This is a genomic window from Corynebacterium minutissimum, from assembly GCF_000805675.1.
In the GTDB taxonomy this organism is placed as follows: domain Bacteria; phylum Actinomycetota; class Actinomycetes; order Mycobacteriales; family Mycobacteriaceae; genus Corynebacterium; species Corynebacterium minutissimum.
In genome coordinates this window covers 254,503-273,163 of the sequence record NZ_JSEF01000012.1, presented here as the reverse complement: position 1 = coordinate 273,163, position 18,661 = coordinate 254,503, and the positions used below count along the sequence as shown (strand labels likewise).

At 57.6% G+C, this 18,661-nt stretch carries 15 protein-coding genes and 1 tRNA gene; 10 read left to right on the top strand and 6 right to left on the bottom strand.

Going from position 1 to position 18,661, the window contains the following annotated elements; all coding sequences use genetic code 11:
• Nucleotide 1 precedes the first annotated feature (1 nt).
• Both NX84_RS07575 and NX84_RS07570 read right to left on the bottom strand, forming a co-directional pair.
• Entirely contained in the window at nt 2-940 is a 939-nt protein-coding gene (locus tag NX84_RS07575; RefSeq protein WP_039675458.1) for an ABC transporter ATP-binding protein, read from the bottom strand.
• 87 nt (nt 941-1,027) lie between these two features.
• Entirely contained in the window at nt 1,028-1,840 is an 813-nt protein-coding gene (locus NX84_RS07570) for a class I SAM-dependent methyltransferase (RefSeq protein WP_039675456.1), read from the bottom strand.
• Nucleotides 1,841-1,980: 140 nt separating this feature from the next.
• Here NX84_RS07570 and NX84_RS07565 point away from each other — a divergent pair, with 140 nt between their 5' ends.
• Nucleotides 1,981-2,961, top strand: a complete 981-nt coding sequence (locus tag NX84_RS07565) for a CE1 family esterase (protein WP_306302906.1) — start codon at nt 1,981-1,983, stop codon at nt 2,959-2,961.
• A gap of 32 nt (nt 2,962-2,993) precedes the next feature.
• Here the strand turns inward: NX84_RS07565 and NX84_RS07560 are convergent, their stop codons facing one another.
• Nucleotides 2,994-4,244, bottom strand: a complete 1,251-nt coding sequence (locus NX84_RS07560) for a site-specific DNA-methyltransferase (RefSeq protein WP_052319707.1) — start codon at nt 4,242-4,244, stop codon at nt 2,994-2,996.
• Between the two features lie 502 nt (nt 4,245-4,746).
• On the opposite strand from NX84_RS07560, the gene NX84_RS07555 reads away from it, so the two are divergent.
• From NX84_RS07555 to NX84_RS07535, 5 genes are all read left to right on the top strand, one after another.
• On the top strand, nt 4,747-4,959 hold the full coding sequence (locus tag NX84_RS07555) for an antitoxin (RefSeq protein WP_039675451.1): 213 nt from the start codon (nt 4,747-4,749) through the stop codon (nt 4,957-4,959).
• 254 nt (nt 4,960-5,213) lie between these two features.
• Nucleotides 5,214-6,617, top strand: a complete 1,404-nt coding sequence (locus NX84_RS07550) for a WHG domain-containing protein (RefSeq protein WP_039675449.1) — start codon at nt 5,214-5,216, stop codon at nt 6,615-6,617.
• Nucleotides 6,618-6,981: 364 nt separating this feature from the next.
• On the top strand, nt 6,982-8,565 hold the full coding sequence (locus NX84_RS07545) for a collagen-like protein (protein WP_039675447.1): 1,584 nt from the start codon (nt 6,982-6,984) through the stop codon (nt 8,563-8,565).
• Nucleotides 8,566-9,292: 727 nt separating this feature from the next.
• Nucleotides 9,293-11,644, top strand: a complete 2,352-nt coding sequence (locus NX84_RS07540; protein ID WP_169744706.1) for an FtsX-like permease family protein — start codon at nt 9,293-9,295, stop codon at nt 11,642-11,644.
• Entirely contained in the window at nt 11,641-12,324 is a 684-nt protein-coding gene (locus NX84_RS07535; protein ID WP_052319706.1) for an ABC transporter ATP-binding protein, read from the top strand. Before NX84_RS07540 ends, NX84_RS07535 begins: the two co-directional genes overlap by 4 nt.
• Before the next feature lie 45 nt (nt 12,325-12,369).
• Here NX84_RS07535 and NX84_RS07530 read toward each other — a convergent pair.
• The 3 genes from NX84_RS07530 to NX84_RS07520 all read right to left on the bottom strand — a co-directional run bounded on the left by NX84_RS07530 (nt 12,370) and on the right by NX84_RS07520 (nt 14,166).
• A tRNA-Pro gene (locus tag NX84_RS07530) sits at nt 12,370-12,443 on the bottom strand.
• 127 nt (nt 12,444-12,570) lie between these two features.
• A complete protein-coding gene (locus tag NX84_RS07525) occupies nt 12,571-12,969 on the bottom strand; it encodes a YchJ family protein (protein ID WP_039675443.1) in 399 nt (132 codons plus the stop codon).
• A 9-nt stretch (nt 12,970-12,978) separates the two neighbouring features.
• Entirely contained in the window at nt 12,979-14,166 is a 1,188-nt protein-coding gene (locus tag NX84_RS07520) for a bifunctional alpha/beta hydrolase/OsmC family protein (RefSeq protein ID WP_174519848.1), read from the bottom strand.
• A gap of 98 nt (nt 14,167-14,264) precedes the next feature.
• Between NX84_RS07520 and secA2 the strand changes: the two genes are divergently transcribed.
• The 4 genes from secA2 (at nt 14,265) to NX84_RS07500 (ending at nt 18,582) form a co-directional block, all read left to right on the top strand.
• Nucleotides 14,265-16,556, top strand: coding sequence for an accessory Sec system translocase SecA2 (gene secA2, locus NX84_RS07515; protein WP_039675441.1), 2,292 nt, complete (start codon nt 14,265-14,267; stop codon nt 16,554-16,556).
• Nucleotides 16,557-16,643: 87 nt separating this feature from the next.
• The gene (gene odhI / locus NX84_RS07510) at nt 16,644-17,075 is read left to right on the top strand and encodes an oxoglutarate dehydrogenase inhibitor Odhl (RefSeq protein WP_039675438.1); all 432 of its coding nucleotides are present in this window, start codon (nt 16,644-16,646) and stop codon (nt 17,073-17,075) included.
• Nucleotides 17,076-17,163: 88 nt separating this feature from the next.
• The gene (gene ftsR / locus NX84_RS07505; protein ID WP_039675436.1) at nt 17,164-17,913 is read left to right on the top strand and encodes a transcriptional regulator FtsR; all 750 of its coding nucleotides are present in this window, start codon (nt 17,164-17,166) and stop codon (nt 17,911-17,913) included.
• Between the two features lie 72 nt (nt 17,914-17,985).
• Nucleotides 17,986-18,582 (top strand): bifunctional nuclease family protein, encoded by a 597-nt coding sequence (locus NX84_RS07500; protein ID WP_039675538.1) that lies wholly within the window; start codon nt 17,986-17,988, stop codon nt 18,580-18,582.
• The last annotated feature ends 79 nt before the right edge of the window (nt 18,583-18,661 follow it).

Sequence of the window (18,661 nt, the reverse complement as noted above, 5' to 3'; positions counted from 1 at the left end):
CTTAACGGGAAATTGTGTCGAGTGAAGAGCCAGAGAGCTCAAGGAACGAATCCTCGAGGCTGTGGCCGGTGATGGTGATATCCTGCGCTGTGGTTTCAGTGAGTAGAAAGCGGGCTACCGCATCAGAATCGCGCGTAGTGATATCGAGGCCGGTGTCTGTGGGAACTAGATGGAGCACTCCCGGTAAGGGCTCGTTGAGGAGACGATCGGGCACGCCATCTGGGAAGGTGGCCCGGATAATGCGGGTGGAATTTGCGTTGCGGATTTCCTCAGTGCTGCCGTCAGCGTGAATCTCGCCTTTGTTGAGCATGACGATGCGCTGTGCAAAGGTGTCGGCTTCTTCGAGGTAGTGAGTGGTCAGCAGGATGGTTCTTCCGGCTTTGGCTTCCTCTCGCATGGTCTCCCAGAAGTGGCGGCGGGCACCAGCGTCCATGCCGGCAGTTGGTTCGTCGAGAAGCAAGAGCATCGGGTCCCCCAACAGAGCCAATCCGAAACGCAGGCGTTGTTGCTCGCCGCCGGAGCATTTGCCTACCCGGCGCGAAAGAATATCTCCTAAATTCGCGCGCTCGATGATGTCCTCGTATGGGCGGTGAGTGGGGAAGGCAGCGCCGAGGAGTTCCAAAGTTTCCTTCACGGTGATATCCGGAAGGAGGCCGCCTGATTGCATGACGGCGCCGATTCGGCCGCTTTTAACAGCAGTATGTGGGGCTTGGCCGAACACGGTGATGGTGCCTGACGTAGGGGTAGTCAGCCCCAAGATGAGATCAATGAGCGTGGTCTTGCCTGCACCGTTGGTGCCAAGTAGGCCGACGATTTCTCCTTGGTGGATGGTGAAGGAGACGTCGTGAAGCGCGCGTACAGGGCTGTGGGACGAAGCGTTGAAGGTTTTGCTGATTCCGGAGACTTCGATGGCCGGGGGTGAGGTATGTGTCGTGCTCATACTTTCACGCTAAGCTCGTAGGGAACCTGCAGCGTAGCCATGACGTCATGAGTGTCGCATGACAATTGTCATGGTTACAGAAGTCAGCTACTCGCCGGGGCGGGCAAGGACGAAGGCATCGGTTCGGTAGGGAATAGCCAACTCTTGTCCGTGGTGAAATCCCATATGTTCAAAGAGGTACCAGTTGAGGTTGTAGGTCATGCGGTCATGAATCTTCTCGCCGTTGCGCAGCCAGTAGGACCGGGTATGCATAAGCTGGTGAAGCTGCTCCGGTGTGAGGGCGTGCTCCCATGTCAGGCGAAGCTCCTTGCGTATCTCCCACGGTGGGGCAATGGTGGGGTAGAAACCGGGACGCTGCACGTCACCCGAGTGCATGATGCGGGATAGACGCAGAATCCATGGGTCCGCTCCGACATCGAGAGTGTTCCACACCAGAACTACTCGGCCACCCGGGCGCAAGACACGATCAAACTCGGCACACGCACGTTTTTCATCTACCCAATGCCAGGTCTGGGCGCAGGTAATAGCGTCGAGCGAGGAATCACTGAGCGCAGTCTCCTCTGCAGTGGCCCGCCAGCAGGGCACGCCCAGTCGAGTGAGCACGCGGGCCATGTCTGGGGAGGGGTCACTGGCATAGACCTCGGGATTACTCAGCGTTTCGGTGAGCTTTCCGGTTCCCGCGCCGATGTCGAGCACCGTGTGGGCCGAGCTGATGAGTGCGGCTACCTCGTAGGGGTAACTCGGGCGCACGTCATGGTAGGTATCGGCCCCATGGGCAAAAGCACGCGCGGAACGTGCGCGCTGCTGAGAGCTCCGGAACGTTGGTCCTTCCTGCGCAGATGCCTTGCGGTAACTGGGATAGTTCTCCGGGCGGGGATGTGGGGAACTGGTGGTGGCCATAATGCTCTTTAAGATACCGCGCCGCTTCGTGATCTTAAGCAACGACCTGTTACTTTGTAGTGGTCATAGTTCAGAAACAACCTTGAGGGGGATGGGCAACCGTGAAGACGCGCGGCGAGCAAGTACAACGGCCGCGTGTTATGCGTACCGTCTGCGCCGTATTATCCGCAGCTGCCTGTGTGGGCGCACTCGGTGCTTGCGGGGGACATGATGATGCCCCTTCGGCCCCCACTAGTCCGGCCGTATGGACAAATGATCTCGGCGTCCCTCTGTCGCCCATGCTTGTGGGCCCGGAACCTGGCGAGACCAAGAATATGAGGCTGTCGTCGGGGCGAACTTTTTTACTGCACGTGCCCGCTGATTACACTCCTGAACGTTCGTGGCCGGTTCTACTCGCGTTCCATGGATGGAATGACAGTCCTGAAAACATGGAAGGCTACACGCAGTTTGATGCGGCGCACGCCATCGTGGCGTATCCCCAAGGATTGGACAAAGCGTGGTCGCCGGCACCCTACGCGACGACAAGTGCCGAAGAAGACCTAGATTTTGTCCATACGATCGTCGATAGTTTGCGAGCGACGTACAGCGTGGATGATGACGCGATTTTTGCCGCTGGATTATCCAACGGTGGTGGCTTCGCAGCGTTCTTAGCCTGCCGGATGCCGGGCACGTTCCGCTCTGTGGCAACAGTGTCGGCGGCGTATTACGAGGGTATTCACTCGGAGTGCTCAGAGCGGCCGGTAGGCCGCCTCGACATTCATGGCACTGATGATCCCGTAGTTAACTATGAGGGCGGAGTCCGCCATGGAACTGCCTACTCTTCGGTGACGGAGGTCATGAACCAACACCAGAAACGCAACAAATGCGTGGGTGATGTACAAACAGCGCGCCTGACAAACGACGCCGTCAAAGAGACCTGGACCGCTTGCCGGGCCCCGCTTCAGCACATTCGTATTGAAGGTGGGTCACACGTGTGGCCGGGACGGCCAAGTAGGGATAAACCTGAGGTGGGGCGCGGATTCGCAACCGACACGGTGTTGGATTTCTTCGGGATTCCCGGCAGGCCGGAAGGCACCGAGGAACATGGCGTAGCGGAGTCCTCGCAGCGCCCAGCCACCTGAATCTAGCAAGGAGAGCCGAGGCTAGCAGTCTTTCAGAGTTCGTCAGGGACAAGCCGAATGTGGTCGAACTCGAGGCCCTCCAATGCTTCTACACGGGCTAGACAGATATCTGCCACTGTGTCGAAGCCAGCACGCCGAGCGGCGCTCGAAGCTTCCGTTGGCTGCGCAATCTGAACGAGGTGGACGCTGCGATGGCCGCCGTCGTCTCGATTGAGCTCAGCCACGGCTTGGGCCGTGGTCCCTGAACCAGCGAAGAAGTCGAGGACTACGGCGTCGGGACCACCAGCAATGGCGATGAGGTGCTTGATAAGTCGTACGGGTTTGGGAAAATCGAAGGTTCCTTGAACGCCAAGTGCCTCTTCGGCGTCCTTGCGCCCGGTGCGGGTAACACCGAAGCGCTCGCCATCAAGGATGGACCGTGGACGAGCGCCCTTCTTTTCATAATTTTTGGTGTAGACGAATCCGCGACGAAAAACTAGCTCGTCATATTGTTCTGCTACCTTCTCCCTGCCCCAGCGCCAGCGGGCAACCTCACTTTTGCCCTCCGGTTGGTGGGGCCAATAGTCGCGGCCATCGGGGCCGGTAATGGGGAAGTCTAGAGACGGAAGATAGCCTAGGGTCTTGGAATCGAGGCGTACTAGTGAGTAATTCCCTCGTTCATCAGTGTGGTTATACCGTGTTGTGGTTTGTGCCTGCGCATCAAGATTGAATCCTGGATTGGATGCAGATTTGGCGTAGCACAGCACATACTCGTGCTCGACGATGGCGTACTTGGAGTCATTCTTGCCGGTTCCGCCCTTCTTCCAGATGAGCTGGCCAGCAAAGCAATCCTCGCCAAAAACCTCATCCATGAGGAGCCGGAGATGAGCCACTTCGGATTCACCAATAGAGACGAAAATGAAACCGTTCTTCGACAGTACGTCCCGTGCCAAGATGAGCCTAGGCAGCATCATGGACAGCCATTCTGAATGCCATTGGCCGAAATGCTCTGAGCGCATGTCACGGCGCTGGCGAAAGTTGTCACGGTAGACGAAGTCCTTGCCAGTGTTGTAGGGAGGATCGATATAGATAACGTCTGTCTGAACACTGCGAGCAATATAGTCCTTGAGAGCATCAAGGTTATCGGCAACGGTGACAGAATTCGGACTTGAGCCAGTGCCTTTGACGACGTCCCTTTTAACCCGAGCTTCTCCGTGCGCTTGGGCAGCAGCCTCATCTTTGCCCGGCCATGTGAGTCCGAAGAAGGATTCGGGGTTTGAGGGTGAGGAACTAGGTGAAGACATAGTGCTGAAAAAATTCTTATGAAAACCGAGATGAGGAATGCATGCACGCCCGCATATCCTGCGCCACGCCCGGAGCTGTCGAGCCTGGATAATGCAGCGCCGGACCTAGATGTTGCATCCGTGGGGCAGTGCTGAAATTAGGGTACAGGGGCCTGTAGCTGAGATGTAATAGCTCACCGCAAGTTGTTGAACGAAAAGGGGTGACGAAGGGGGGTAAACTTTCGTTAAGAAGCTTAAGAATCTCAGCTAGGTCTACCGGCATTGGAGGACGGGCGCAAGCCGAAAGCGCATTTATAAATTACGTGGCAAAGTTTGAAAGTCATCGGTACCGTGGGGGGCGTGGTCGCGAGCAGAAGTTGACGGCTGCTCCTTACTGAGGTGTCGAGAAACAGGAAACATTTCCGTTGCCGGCACTGTCCTGCAGTAATTAAAGGAGAGTCTCAGCCACTTGCTGCGGCCGCAGTGAATTAGAGATGTAATTAGACAGAAGGGATGATACGACATGGGTATCTTCGACAAGGCTAAGGATGCGCTGAACTCCGATAAGGGCGAGCAGGTTTCTGACTCTGCACTGGATAAGGGCGCTGACCTCGCAAAGGGCAAGCTGGGCGAGGATAAGGCTGACAAGATTGACTCCGCACGCGACCAGCTGGATGAGCGCATTGGCAACCAGGGTGCTGAGGGCAACCAGGCGGAGCAGAACGACCAGAAGTAATTAGGTTTCTGCGCCGCTTTTCTGAGTGGTGCCCCTATTGTGGGCATGCTTGGTAAGCGGCACAGCGCAGGAGAGTCCGGGCCCATTCATGTGGGCTCGGACTCTTTTTCTATCCACTATGATGAATATTACATGTCCACTATGTGAGAAAATGATTTCCATATCCTGAACTTAAAGCTGAGTGTAACATTAATAAATGTTAAGTTGTATCGCGTGAAACTAAAACGACGGTGCTACTGGGTAGGCTTATATCCGTGATTACTTCAGTAGGTGCGGAAAAGGGCAACCAGCCCTCACGGCAACTCCTCATTGAACAAGCCGGTCGAGTTATCGCTAAAGCCGGTATGGACGCAGTTCGCCTGCGTGATGTTGCCGACCAAGTCGATGTGCCCCTAGCGGAAGCTCAGGAGCAATTCGCAAGTGACGCCGAACTGGTCGAGGAAACCAAAGAGACTTTGAACCAGGCCCTTCTGTCCGTGGTGGATCTGCACTTTAAGCGCCTCCCAGAGAATGCCACCGCAGTGGATAAACTACGGGCCGCAGCGATGTCCTACTTCTCCTTTGCTGTGGAGGACCCCACCTCTTTCGCCGCCTTCACGGCGGTGCAGGCATCCCCGCGTGAAGGCCTGACCGCTGAGGTTTTCTCTGAGCAGGGCGGCAGCGCAGATACGTGCCCTATTCTAGAGCTTCTCTTCAATTTAACTCGTGATGCCATCAAGGAAGCTGGAGGCACTACTGATGCCCGTGGCACGATGCTTTCCGCATTGGCTATCTTCTCGCACCTACACGGCGTAACCCAGTTGGCCGCCGAAGGTATCCTTCGCTATCTGTCGCCCGCTGCAAAGAAGCAGACCTTTGGCGGCGTTATGGACACTTTGAGTGTGGGGCTTATCCCATTCTTCCGAGGTGAGCGCGTTGAGCACACCGCGCCATTCGGTTTGGTGGGTGAGCAGCCTGAGCCTTTGCTGACTAAGGCCGTTGATTTCCCGCGCGACACGGAAGAGGAGAAGCGCACGGCACTTCTTCGAGGGGCCATCGAAGAGTCTCTTGACCATGGTGTTACTGGTCTCCATATTGGTGGTGCCGCGACTCGTGCCGGGCTGACTGTCCAAGAGGCGGAGCACCTCATTGAAAGCGACCAGGAATTGGCAAGCTACCTGGAGCGATACCTGGACAAGATTAACTACGAGTTTATTTTCCGTCAGGTAACTGCGGTGCCAGAGGGGTCCGGCGCGGTATCCAAGATTAAGGCGACTGGCTATGGCTATGTGTCTCATGCTCTGGCTGATCCGCTCGGCTTCGAGGCGCTCATCAAAATTGCTTCCGGACCCATCGTCCCGATGTCCTTCGAGGATGACTTCCTGCCGAACGCCAACAAGGCTGCGGAAGTCCAGCGTGACTTCAGTGAATTTGGTCAGGCTTTCGGTTTCATCATGTCCCTAGTGCGGGAAGCTATCGATGAAGTTGATGGTCCACGCGCACCGTGGGTTCTCTTCACTCTCGTGATTTCTGTCTGGGCAGGTGCTCATGGTTTGGCCATGTTGAGTGCCAAGGGGCCACTGCGTGGGTACTCCACGGACTTTATCTTCGAGATTCTTACGCACTACATGGATATTGAGCTTGGCGGTGTCATGCGCAGCCTTGGTGTTGCGAAGTAGCCGTTGGGCCTAGGCCTACGCGTGATGTTGTTATGTGCATCACGGTTCCCTGCCTTTCTCTCAGGAAAGGCAGGGAATATTTTTTGCCGATAGGCCTTGGCGCTGACCTAGGGAACCGCACGATTTATCGAAAGGTGCCCACGTGGGGATGATAAATGTCGTAGGCATATGTGTATCGACATTCTGAATGTATACGCTGTGAACTGGCGTTATGTTCAATGGGGTTGGGATCCCAAAAAGGGGGCAATAGTTAATTAAGTGTAGAAATCATTTCTGCACGGCGGTACTGTGGCCTCGTCCGAAACTTGTCGCGCAATTCGATAGCGGTAAGTTGTTCTTCATTTAGGCTTAAGAAAGAATCACCATGCGCCCTATTTCCTCCCGCATTGTTGCCACCGCGGTGGCTGTAGCTACCTCCTCGTCCGTCATCGTTGCACCTCAGGCACTTGCAGTAGAAGCGCCTGAAGATTCCGCCTTCGTTCATGAGCAGTCGGGGTCTGACACGGTGGATGTCAACGGCACCACCTTTGACGAAGACGGCAACCTGATTGATTCTGACAATGCCGGCGACAACGCTATCGATGAGATTGAGCGGGAGTCCCGCGGCAACGAATTTGGTTTCTACGGCGCTGACGATGCGAAGCCATCCACTCTCGATGAGCTGAAGACCACCAAGGCTACGACGACTGACGTGACCGTGACCGCCGTGGAAAAGAACGGCAAGCTGGTGTGTGAGATCTCGGATGCGCCGGGCAAGGAAGGTCAACTGCTGGAGCGCAAGCTCGACCTTGCCAAGGCTTTCTATGATGGCGGCAATAAGCTTTTGCAGACCGTCTGGGAGGTCATCCCAGTGGTAGGGGACCTCGTACCCGCAGATTTCATCAAGAAGATCGGTGCCAGCTCGTGGGAAAAGATTGAGAAGCTCGTCCGCGAGGGCGAAGCGGATAAGTCCGTAACGTGGGACCTGGCTCGCGCTCAGGGCATGGCGATCGGACGGATTGACAACGCAGACGCGGAGGTTGATCTCAAGAACCCTGACGCAGCCAAGAAGACAGTTTCTAACCTCATCAAATTTGCCGATGGTGCCTTTGGTCAGGGCGTGTCTGTAGTCCTTAAGATTTTCAATGCCGCGGTCACCATCGCAGGTCTCTTCCCAGGTGCTAGCGCTGCAAAGGACTTGAAGCTTTCCGACGCCCAGCGTGCTGAGATTGAAAAGACTCTTGGGGGTATTTCCACTTCGGCCTCCGCGCTTGCAGCCGTCAACGCACCTGCCGGCCAGAAGTGCGCTGACATGCTGAACGGCAAGAAGGTCAACAGCGATGAGACCAAGCCCAGCGACGAGACTAAGCCTAGCGACGAGACTAAGCCTAGCGACGAGATCAAGCCCTCTGAAACTCCTGAGACGGGCACTGACGGCAAGGACGGCGTTGACGGTAAAGACGGCGAGCCAGGCCGCGACGGCAAGGACGGCATTGACGGTAAAGACGGCGAGCCAGGCCGCGACGGCAAGGACGGCATTGACGGCAAGGACGGCATTGACGGCAAGAACGGCCGCGACGGCAAGGACGGCATTGACGGTAAAGACGGCGAGCCAGGCCGCGACGGCAAAGATGGCATTGACGGCAAGAACGGCCGCGACGGCAAAGACGGCCGTGATGGCTCCAACGGCATGAACGGTGCGCCCGGTGCCCCCGGTGCACCTGGTCGTGATGGAGTGGACGGACAAGATGGCCGCGATGGTCTCAACGGCCTGAATGGTCGTGACGGTGTAGACGGCAAAGACGGAAAGGATGGCAAGGACGTCGATACGTCCTCGATGGTGGGTTACTCCTTCCTCGCTGCAATCCTTGGTGGCGGTCTCATCGTGTCTGTCTTGGGCGCGATGGACTACCTCTACCTCCTGGGCTACCTGCCCAAGGAAGGCATCCCGTGGCGCGCTAACCGCTAGTTGAGGAGGCTTTCTGCGGTGTAGCCCAGATAGCTTACGCAGATAGTTTGAGGCCACATCCCCGGCTCTTAGCCAGGAGGTGTGGCCTTGCTCTTTTCGTGGGCTTGTTGATCGACGGTTGTGCTGACACGGGGGCATCGTCGCGGCATAAGAGTAAAGAGCACACCGTGCTTTGCTTTCCATCGCAACGACCACGATTCCCTCGAGTTCTACAGGTCGGTTTTCAGCGGTAGGCTCGAAATCCAGACCTATGTGGGCAGCTCGAGAGTGGGGGAGGTTATTTCGGCATGGTGGTTGACCAGTGTCGTGTTGGCCTTAACATCACAGTCCCCGATAGCATCGGTTCGCCAGCGTAGGTCCAAGGGCGATGAGGGACGAGGGACCGCACCATTCATAAGAGCTACCCAGAACGACAACCTTTCCGAGCCGTCCGCTTCCGGCGAGCCCACTGCCGAGCCTTGTGAGGCTCCTGTCGGCGGAGCCGATGGCGTGGAAGGCAATGACGCTGATATGTCCTCTATGGTTAGCTCTTTCTTCCTCGCGGCCCTTCTTGGCGGTGGAATCTTTGCACCATGTGCGTACTTGGGAGGTAGTGCGGAAAGCGGAGGATTTCGTGGGGGACATCATGGCGCACAATCCGTACGTGGGAGGCGTGCTGAAGTAAACTCGACCTTACAGGGTAAGGCTGTCTTTCGACGGTGAGGTGATCCACCCCATGTTTGGCCGAATGCTTCGCAACGATGTCCGCCGAAATGCGGTGTTGACTTTTGCAGTTGCGGCTCTCATGGCGGTTTCGGTCGCGCTGGCGACAGCAAGTGCCGGCCTCATCGCTCAATTGGGCGGGGCAGCCGATGCGTTGCTTGACCAAGCGCGGGCACCACACCTCGTGCAGATGCATGCGGGGGACGTCGATAAGCACAGCATTGACAGGTTTTCCCAGGACAACCCGAATGTCACCGACCACCAAGTCGTTGAACTGTTGACACTCAACAGCTCCGACCTTGTCTTCGCCGGTGTGGACCAACGCGATAACGTCCAACAGAACTCACTCGTTGTTCCACCAAAGAGCGGGGATCTCTTGCTCAATGAGGACAACCAGCCCATTGACGCCGTAGAGCCCGGTACCGTCATCATGCCGATCATGTACAAAATTGAGGGTTCCCTGCAGGTAGGGGACGTTGTGGAGATCGGCACCGGGCCCAGCGCGCGATCCTTGACGGTTGTAGGTTTCACGAGGGATTCAATCATGAATCCACCGATTGCCGGTTCCAAGCGTATCGCGGTCAACGACGCGGATTTTATGGATATCGCTCGTAACTACGGCACGCGAGAGTACCTCATCGAGTTCTGGGTACAGGATCCGGACACCCAGATCCCAACTGTGAGCACCGCATACATGGATGCTGGATTGCCGACTAATGGCCCTACGGTGGACCGTGCTACCTTCCGTATGTTTATTGCAGTAGGCGAGGGGTTTAGTGCCGGAGCGATTATCTTGGCGTCGCTGCTTCTTCTCATCGTGGGGCTGCTCGTTCTGCGCTTGTCGTTCTTGACAACGTTGCGCCACGACGCCAAGGAGATTGGCGTGCTCAGTGCCATTGGCGTCCCCACAAGCCGGATCCGGCGGCTGTATTTGGTGAAATACGCTGCGCTAGCTGCCGCCGCTGCCGTAGTGGGGTTGGCACTTGGTCTAGGATTGTTACCCCTGATGACTCAGCGGTTATCTGCCTACCAAGGCGTGCAGCATGGTGGCGCGGGCGTGGCCGGCGCGATGTGTGGCGCGCTGCTGATGTTTGTTCTTACCGTTCTGTTTGTCCTCGTCATGTTGCGCAGGGTGGGGCGCACGAGCGCCGTAGAGGCTCTCCGAACTGGAGGCACACAGGAGGTTGGCAGGGGACCGCGCCTCCGCCTCGCTACGGCGAAGCGGACACCGACCAATATTCGTCTGGGCTTTATCGCGCTGCTGCGTGGATTGAGCGCGCACGTCCTTCTCTTCTGCGTTCTGGTGATTTCTACCTTCATCGTCATTGTGCCCACCGCTGCAGCCAACACAGCCAATGATCCGCGGTTTAGCATCTATATGGGTATCGCGCAGGCAGACGTGTACATGGGCTGGCGAGCGGAATCGCTTGCGGATGCGGACATTGCTCACGACATTGATGCCACCCTCCAAGAGTCAGATTCCGTGGCTCAACACGTCCTCACCAGAACGTCTCGTCACGATGTGCTTGCGGCTTCCGGAGAACGTATCAGCATGAACATTGTCAGCGGCGACCACGACACCATGCCCACCGCCTATGTCGAGGGCCATGCACCCCGAACCCCTAACGAAATCGCTCTGCCTTTGATGTCCTTGAGCGCAACCGGATATGAGGTGGGGGAGAAGATTCCCGTTGATGTACAGGGTGAACTCAAACCACTGACCATCGTCGGTTCTTACCAGGACATCACCAACGGCGGTAAGACTGCCAAGGCGCTGTTGGATCCCGAGCCCGAAGATGTTACGTGGTATACGGTGTTGGTTGATCTTCAACCTGGCGTTGCGCCTGAGGACGTCCTAGAGGAGTGGTCTCACCGTTGGCCCAAGGCTAACCCCGTCGCCTTGGAAACCATTGCAGAGCAAACCTTTGGACCCGTAGCACGCTCCCTGCGTACGGTAGCTCTTATTATCCTAGCCACAGCGGCCCTGCTTGCCGCTCTAATCACGCTGATGTTCGTACGTATGCTTATTGCTACTGACTCCACGCCGATTGCCATTCAGCGTGCGCTGGGCAACACCGACGACGGCATCCGCGCCCAGTACCTCACTCGGACTCTTTCCGTGCTGGCGTGCGCGGTTCCGGTAGGAATGGTATTAGCCCTCATTGCCGGGGAAGGTGTGTTCAACCTCGGAATGGAACTCATCTTCGGCGGGATGGAGGCGGCCGGCCAAGGAGGCAGCCAGATTCAGCTCATGGTTAATCCCTGGTTGGTTTATGGACTTGTTCCCCTCGTTCTTTCTCTTTCGGTTGCCGCTGCCACCTGGCTGGGTAGCCGCTCCATCAGCCGTACCCATATCACGGAGGTGACTGCGCAATGACAACCATTCTGTCCGCCCGCAACGTAACCAAGGCTTTCGGCGATAACACCGTGCTTCACGGAATTAGCGTCGACATTGCTGCCGGGGACATGGTGGCCATTACCGGGCCTTCTGGGTCAGGAAAATCCACGCTGCTTTATGCGCTCAGTGGAATGGATAGCGTTACCTCGGGGCACGTGACACTCTGCGGCGAAGACCTCACCCAGCTCAGCCAGAAGGAATTGGCGCGACTGCGACTGACCCACATGGGCTTTGTCTTCCAACAGATCCACCTGCTCACTAACCTCAACGTGCTCGACAACATCGTTTTCCCGGCCTTCCTTGCCGGCCTTGCGCCGCGGGATGAGCTCGTGGAACGCGCGCACGAACTCATGCAGAACTTGGGTGTAGCATCCCTAGCGCGCCGCGACATCACCGAAGCCTCGGGAGGCCAACTCCAACGAGTCGGCATCTGCCGCGCGTTGATCAATGAACCGCGTATCATCTTCGCTGATGAGCCCACGGGTGCTTTGGACAGTGAGAATAGCCGCCAAGTGATGGACATCTTCCGTGATATCAATGCTGCGGGCACGACGATTGTCATGGTCACTCACGATGAGGACATTGCATCCTCGAGTCCCCGCCGAGTTCACCTCGTCGACGGGCTCGTGGACTATGACACTCGCGCGAAAGAACGGTAAAACGAAGAAAGCTGGTCAGAACTTCTCTGACCAGCCGGAAAGCTGTCGGACTAACAGGATTTGAACCTGCGACCCCTACACCCCCAGTGTAGTGCGCTACCAAACTGCGCCATAGTCCGCCGTTGCACGCTTGGTGCAACTGCTTCAGATTACACCAGCGGTATTCGCTTCGACAAATTGCTGTTCACGCCGCTTTTTGGTGACCCCGCTGTGCAAGGTGTGGCCTGAGTGGCGCGTGGATCTGTCCTAGAATTCGCCGGAGGAGTAAACCCACTGCCCGCCTTGTCGGCGGAAAGAGGAACGCTCGCGCTGGGAACCTTTAGCAGCACCTTTGTAGAAGGCCTCGAATTCGACGATGCCGGAGTCATCGAGGGGGCCACCGGCAACGGTGTCGATAATGTCGAGGCGGTAGAAGCGAATGCCGGTATCGGCCAGCTCTAGGCGCTCGGGGCGGGTTTCAGGATCCCAGGTGCGCAATAGGTAGTCTTCGTCGCCGGTGACGAAAGCGCTAAACCGGGAGCGCATAAGAGCCTCCGCCGAGGGCGCAGGTGTACCCGCGTGGTAGCGCGAGCAACATTCACCGAAGGTTAAACCCGTGCCACAGGGGCACCGGGCACCAGAGTCGAGGGGGTTGAGAACGATCATGTCTGGTGCCTAGGAATTCATGGCCTCGTTCGTCACGATGGTGGTCGTGACGGTGGCATTGAGGAGGGTGTCGATGGGGGTGGCCATGGAGGCGTCGACAAGCGCGGTGCGTTGCGCAGCGCTCAAGGAATCCGGAAGCGAAATGGTGCGTGTAAACGAGGACTCGGAGTCCTGTGTGACGGTAACGCTGATAGCATCCACAGCCGTGGAATCCACCTTGTGTTCCTTACCCGCAGCCTTCAGCGTTTGGGTGGTAGCGGTGGCGAGGGCCGACATGAGCAGGCCTTCAGCCGTAAAGCCTTGGCCTTTGCCGCCGTCCTTCTTCGTGCGGTCAGCAGTAACGGTGTGCTCGTTGCTGCGCACGACGACTCCCATGCGCGAGCCCACCGCCGGGATGGCGACGGCGGTCGCAGCGTCGACGGGCTCCGGGAGGTTTTCCGGAACAATATACTGTTCAGCCCAAGCGCCAATGAGATCCGCTGCGCGCGCAGCAGCACCCTGTTTGGTCACGAGGTGGTCTGCCTTATCCAAGGCCACAAGGGACTTGGGGTAACGGGTGGTCAGGAAGATATTCTGGGCGTTATCGATGCCCACGGTCTGATCAATCGGGGAGTGCAACAGAAGCAGCGGCTTGCGCAGGCGCGGCAGGTAGGTCTCCGGATTGGTCTCAGCCAGATCCTCGAGGAAGTGGCGGGAAATCGTCAGCGCGCGACCGCCTAGCGTGACTTCAACCTCGCCGTTGGCGTCGACCTCACCAATCTTGTCGGCGTAATGGAGAACGGAGTGTGCTGGGTCAAACGGCGCACCAATGGTAGCCACAGCTTTGAGGGAACGAATGCCGTTAGCCGCAGCGAGGGAAGCTGCACCGCCCAGCGAGTGGCCCATGAGTAGCTGCGGGGCAGAGTAGTTTTGGCTCAGCCATTCAGCGGCAGCCTGAATATCCGCAACGTTTTGGCTGAAGTTGGTCTCCCCAAAGTTTCCTTCCGACTGGCCCAGACCAGGGAAATCAAAGCGCAGGGTGGCGATGCCGAAGTTGGTGAGCTGCTTGCTCACGCGGGCAGCACCCGGTGTGTGGCGGGAGCCGGCAAAGCAGTGCGCGAAGATGGCGAATGCTTGCGGTGGGGTGTCAGGGAAATCGATAGTTCCGGCCATCGCGGTGCCGGTGCTGGAGGGGAGCGTCACGTTCACGGATTGCATGCCAATAAGGATATAAGGGCAAGTGTGAGGCTGCGAACCGGGGTTGACTAGAGTCGACAGAAGACGAGTAAGGCCGCTCAGAAAGGTAAGGAGTGCACATGGGCGCATTCGATTGGTTCTGGAAGGCGATGGGCGCGCAGTCCGAACGCAACAACAAGAAGTCCAAGGCTGTGGTGGCGGCTGCAGATTCAGCGGTGGAGGATGTTGCGGCGCTTGACGACGTCTCAGTGGCCGCCACTGCTCGCTCCTGCGTCAAAGACGGCGCGATCGCGGACAAGTCGCAGTTCCTCGCAGCCCTCGCCGTAGCGAGTGAACGCAAGCTTGGCATGCGCCCCTTTAACGTGCAATCCCAGGCCGTGCTCCGGTTACTAGAGGGCGATGTCATCCAAATGGCGACTGGTGAAGGCAAGACCCTGGTCGGTGCTATGGCAGCGACCGGCTTCGCGTTGACCGGCAAACGCGTGCACGTGGTCACGGTGAACAACTATCTGGCCGCGCGCGACGCTGAGTGGATGCGCCCGCTCGTGGAGTTCTTTGGCCTTACGGTGGCCTCCGTGACGGAAAAGCTGGCACCTGATGAGCGGCGCCAGGCCTACCGCGCTAACATCATTTATGCCCCAGTCAATGAGTTGGGCTTTGATGTGTTGCGTGATAATCAGATCACCTCTCGCGAGCAGACTGTTCAGGCCCGTGCCGACGTAGCGCTCGTCGATGAAGCGGACTCTGTACTGGTGGATGAGGCCTTGGTTCCGCTGGTTCTTGCCGGCAATCGCCCGGGTGAGGAGTCCACGGGTCATATCACCAATGTGGTGTCCCGCCTGCGCGAAGACCAGGATTACGTCATCGCGGAGGATGGGCGCACGGTGGCGCTTACCGATGATGGCGCGGCGCGAGTGGAGCGCGAATTAGGCATTGATTCGCTGTACTCCGAGGAGAACATCGGCTCGGTGTTGGTCAAGGTCAACTTGGCTTTGCACGCAAAGGCTCTACTTATCCGTGATATTCACTACATCATTACGGATGGCAAGCTGCAGCTTATCGACGCCTCCCGGGGCCGCGTTGCCGACCTGCAGCGCTGGCCCGATGGCCTCCAAGCAGCCGTGGAAGCGAAGGAAGGCCTTGAGGTTTCTGAAGGGGGCCGCATCCTCGACACCATTACCCTGCAGGAGTTGATGCGGCGCTACCCCTTGGTGTGTGGCATGACTGGTACAGCCGTTGAGGCCACTGACCAGCTGCGCCAATTTTACGACCTGCATGTCTCCGTTATCGATCGCAATAAGGAGCTGCAGCGCTTCGACGAAGCTGACCGCATTTATGCGACTATCGATGACAAGTCGAAGGCCATCGTCGAAGAAATCGCTGCCCTCAACGCCACTGGGCAGCCGGTGCTCGTGGGCACACACGACGTGGCCGAGTCTGAGGACCTTGCGGATGCTTTGAGGGAACGCGGCATTGAGGTCAGCGTGCTCAATGCCAAAAACGATGAGGATGAGGCTCGCATTGTGGCTGAGGCCGGTGACGTGGGGAGGGTCACCGTCTCTACCCAAATGGCTGGTCGTGGTACCGACATCAAACTGGGTGGCGCTGATGAGGCTGACCGCGATGCGGTGGTAGAGAAGGGCGGCCTGGCAGTGCTGGGCACTTCCCGTCACAGGTCGTCGCGTTTGGATAACCAGTTGCGCGGCCGCGCTGGACGCCAGGGCGATCCTGGAATGTCCGTGTTCTTCGTCTCCCTAGAGGATGATGTGGTCCAGCAGGGAGGAGAGGATGAGTCCCTCTCCGCGCGCCCGGATGCTGACGGCCGCATCGAGTCCAAGCGGGTGAGCGATTTCGTGGCGCACTGCCAGCGCGTGACCGAGGGGCAACTGCTTGAGATTCACGCGCAGACCTGGAAGTACAATCAGCTGCTTGCAGACCAGCGCATCATCATCGATGAGCGCCGTGCCAAGCTACTCGATACCGCCCAAGCGTGGGAAGAATTAGCCGAGCGCGCCCCGCAGCGGGCCGCCGAGCTTGCCGACGTCCCCCAAGACGCCCGCGAGCGCGCCGCCCGTGAGATTATGCTTTACCACCTGGATCTATCCTGGGCAGATCACCTCGAGCTTATGGACGATGTTCGCGAGTCCATCCACCTGCGCGCCATTGCGCGTGAAACCCCCATCGATGAGTATCACCGTATCGCCGTTCGCGAGTTCAAGGACTTAGCCCAACGCGCAGTGGATGATGCTGTTGAGACGTTCAACACTGTGGTGATCGATTCTGATGGTGCCCATTTGGAGGACCACGGTCTTTCCCGCCCGAGTGCGACGTGGACCTACATGGTTTCTGATAATCCACTGGCAGGAGGCGGAAACTCGGTGCTCAAGGGCATCGGAAATATTTTCCGTTAATATAATTTCTCTGGTGGTGGCTCGCGAGGGCAGTGGAGTCGCTACTATGGATTTAGTCAATATCGATCCGACCCTTCGGAGGTAAAAATGAGCGAGAACACCGGAACGCCGGAACCGCAGGCAGAGACTACTTCTGTCTTCCGCGCCGATCTTCTCAAGGAGATGGAAAGCGGTGCGTCGGCAAGCTCTGACGCTTCCGTCGCTGGTGCTGAGAACCTAGCTGAGGGGCAGGCGCTGCTCGTCGTCAAGCGTGGCCCTAACGCTGGCGCGCGTTTCCTGCTGGATCAGCCGACAACCACCGCTGGCCGCCACCCAGAGGCAGATATCTTCCTTGATGATGTCACCGTCTCCCGTCGCCACGCTGAGTTCCGCGCCCAGGACGGCCAGTTTGAGGTTGTGGACGTTGGATCGCTCAACGGCACCTACGTCAACCGCGAGCCGCGTAACGCACAGGTGCTCGAGGTGGGCGACGAGATCCAGATTGGTAAATTCCGTCTGGTCTTCATCGCCGCTAAGTAAGTCCACACCAAGCGGAGGGCTGAGGGAGTTTTCTCCCCGCCACCGCTGTGATGTCCAGACCGTGTAGAAAGCAGAAGTAGTTCCCATCGTGAGCGTCCAGAACTCCACCGCCGCAGCAGCGTCCACTGCCGCTAGGAAGCCCAAGGCCGCCAAGCAGAAGCCGATGTCTATCGGTGTGACGCTGAAGCACCTGCAAAAGCAGTTCCCTGATGTCACGGTGTCAAAGATTCGCTTCCTTGAGTCTGAGGGTCTAATCACCCCGGAGCGCACGCCCAAAGGCTACCGCCGCTACTACCAGAAGGACCTAGACCGCCTGCGCTACATTCTGACAGCGCAGCGCGATAACTACACGCCGCTAAAGGTCATCCGCGAACAGCTGGAGGCAATGGACTCCGGCCAGGTTACGGCGATTGTGTCTTCGCAGGCCGAGGCCCTTATCAGCGCTGGACAGCTGCGCGCGCCGGTGGTCAATCGGCTTACTGACGCCGACGTGGCTGACCAAGCTGGCACCACCCAGGAAGAGATTGCTGGTCTCGTTGCGGTCGGGCTTATCAAGCCGGATTCGGCGGGCTTTTTCGATACCGACGATGTATCGATTGCTTCAGCTGCCGTGGCACTGGAGTCCTTTGGCTTCGACGCTCGCCAGCTGAAGTCCCTGCGCAATGCTGCTCGCCGGCAAGCTGACCTTATTTCACAAGTTGCCTCGCCAGTAGCGCACTCTAAATCCGATACCGCCCCGCAGCAAGCAGAAGAGCTTTCCCAGCAGATGGCAGCGCTCGTCCTGTCCTTGCACAGCACGTTGGTCAAGACCGAGCTGCGCGACGAATTTTTACCGTAGATTCCTCTCGGGCACGTCTATCCGAAGTGGTGCAACAGTTACCATTGCCAAAAGTGTGGGAGAGTGGAAACCATGAATTCTGAAGTATTGAAATTTCTAGGTATCCATCCGGTCGGTCCCGAAAACAATCTTTGCGCTCTGTTTTACTGGGAGGAAGCCGACCGCCACGTGCCCGTTTGGGTGTCACCCATTGACGGGGCGCGTGTTCTCCAGATGTTGGAGCGCCACTTTAACGCTCGCCCGAGCACCTACGAACTTCTTATCGCCTTTGCGGATGAGCTCGACGGTATTGATGAGATCTGTGTATCCGAGTACCGCAAAGGTGCCTTCATGGTGGATCTCGTGGATGGCAGGGGAGAAGAGCACGATGCCCGGATGTGTGATGCTCTCGTCCTCGCAGACCACTACGGGGTTCCCATCACTTTCGAGAAAGACGTGCTCGATGAGGTAGCTATCTACATCAGCGATGAGGACCTGAAGGAGTACTACGGCCTTGAGCGCGATGCTGCTTCACCGGAGACGTTCCCGCACAAGCGCGTGCGGGAATTCCAGGAAAGACTGGCTCAACAGAAGAGCCAGGATGATGATGACTTCGAACAAATGATGCGTGATTCCGGCATCTCCGAAGAAGACTTGCTCGGTGATGACAAGTCTGACGACGAAGACTAGATTCTCACATTAGACACACCACCACGGCGCCCTTCGAGGGGGCGCCTTTTTCTTTACGTCCGCGAACTTTTTAATGACA

Coding starts and splice junctions, on each gene's coding strand:
- NX84_RS07525 (WP_039675443.1), bottom strand. CDS start 12,969: ATGATCGTTCTCAACCCCCTCGACTCTGGTGCCCGGTGCCCCTGTGGC.
- NX84_RS07500 (WP_039675538.1), top strand. CDS start 17,986: ATGAATTCTGAAGTATTGAAATTTCTAGGTATCCATCCGGTCGGTCCC.
- secA2 (WP_039675441.1), top strand. CDS start 14,265: ATGGGCGCATTCGATTGGTTCTGGAAGGCGATGGGCGCGCAGTCCGAA.
- NX84_RS07570 (WP_039675456.1), bottom strand. CDS start 1,840: ATGGCCACCACCAGTTCCCCACATCCCCGCCCGGAGAACTATCCCAGT.
- NX84_RS07540 (WP_169744706.1), top strand. CDS start 9,293: ATGCTTCGCAACGATGTCCGCCGAAATGCGGTGTTGACTTTTGCAGTT.
- NX84_RS07520 (WP_174519848.1), bottom strand. CDS start 14,166: ATGCAATCCGTGAACGTGACGCTCCCCTCCAGCACCGGCACCGCGATG.
- NX84_RS07575 (WP_039675458.1), bottom strand. CDS start 940: ATGAGCACGACACATACCTCACCCCCGGCCATCGAAGTCTCCGGAATC.
- NX84_RS07555 (WP_039675451.1), top strand. CDS start 4,747: ATGGGTATCTTCGACAAGGCTAAGGATGCGCTGAACTCCGATAAGGGC.
- NX84_RS07560 (WP_052319707.1), bottom strand. CDS start 4,244: ATGTCTTCACCTAGTTCCTCACCCTCAAACCCCGAATCCTTCTTCGGA.
- NX84_RS07535 (WP_052319706.1), top strand. CDS start 11,641: ATGACAACCATTCTGTCCGCCCGCAACGTAACCAAGGCTTTCGGCGAT.
- NX84_RS07565 (WP_306302906.1), top strand. CDS start 1,981: ATGCGTACCGTCTGCGCCGTATTATCCGCAGCTGCCTGTGTGGGCGCA.
- odhI (WP_039675438.1), top strand. CDS start 16,644: ATGAGCGAGAACACCGGAACGCCGGAACCGCAGGCAGAGACTACTTCT.
- NX84_RS07545 (WP_039675447.1), top strand. CDS start 6,982: ATGCGCCCTATTTCCTCCCGCATTGTTGCCACCGCGGTGGCTGTAGCT.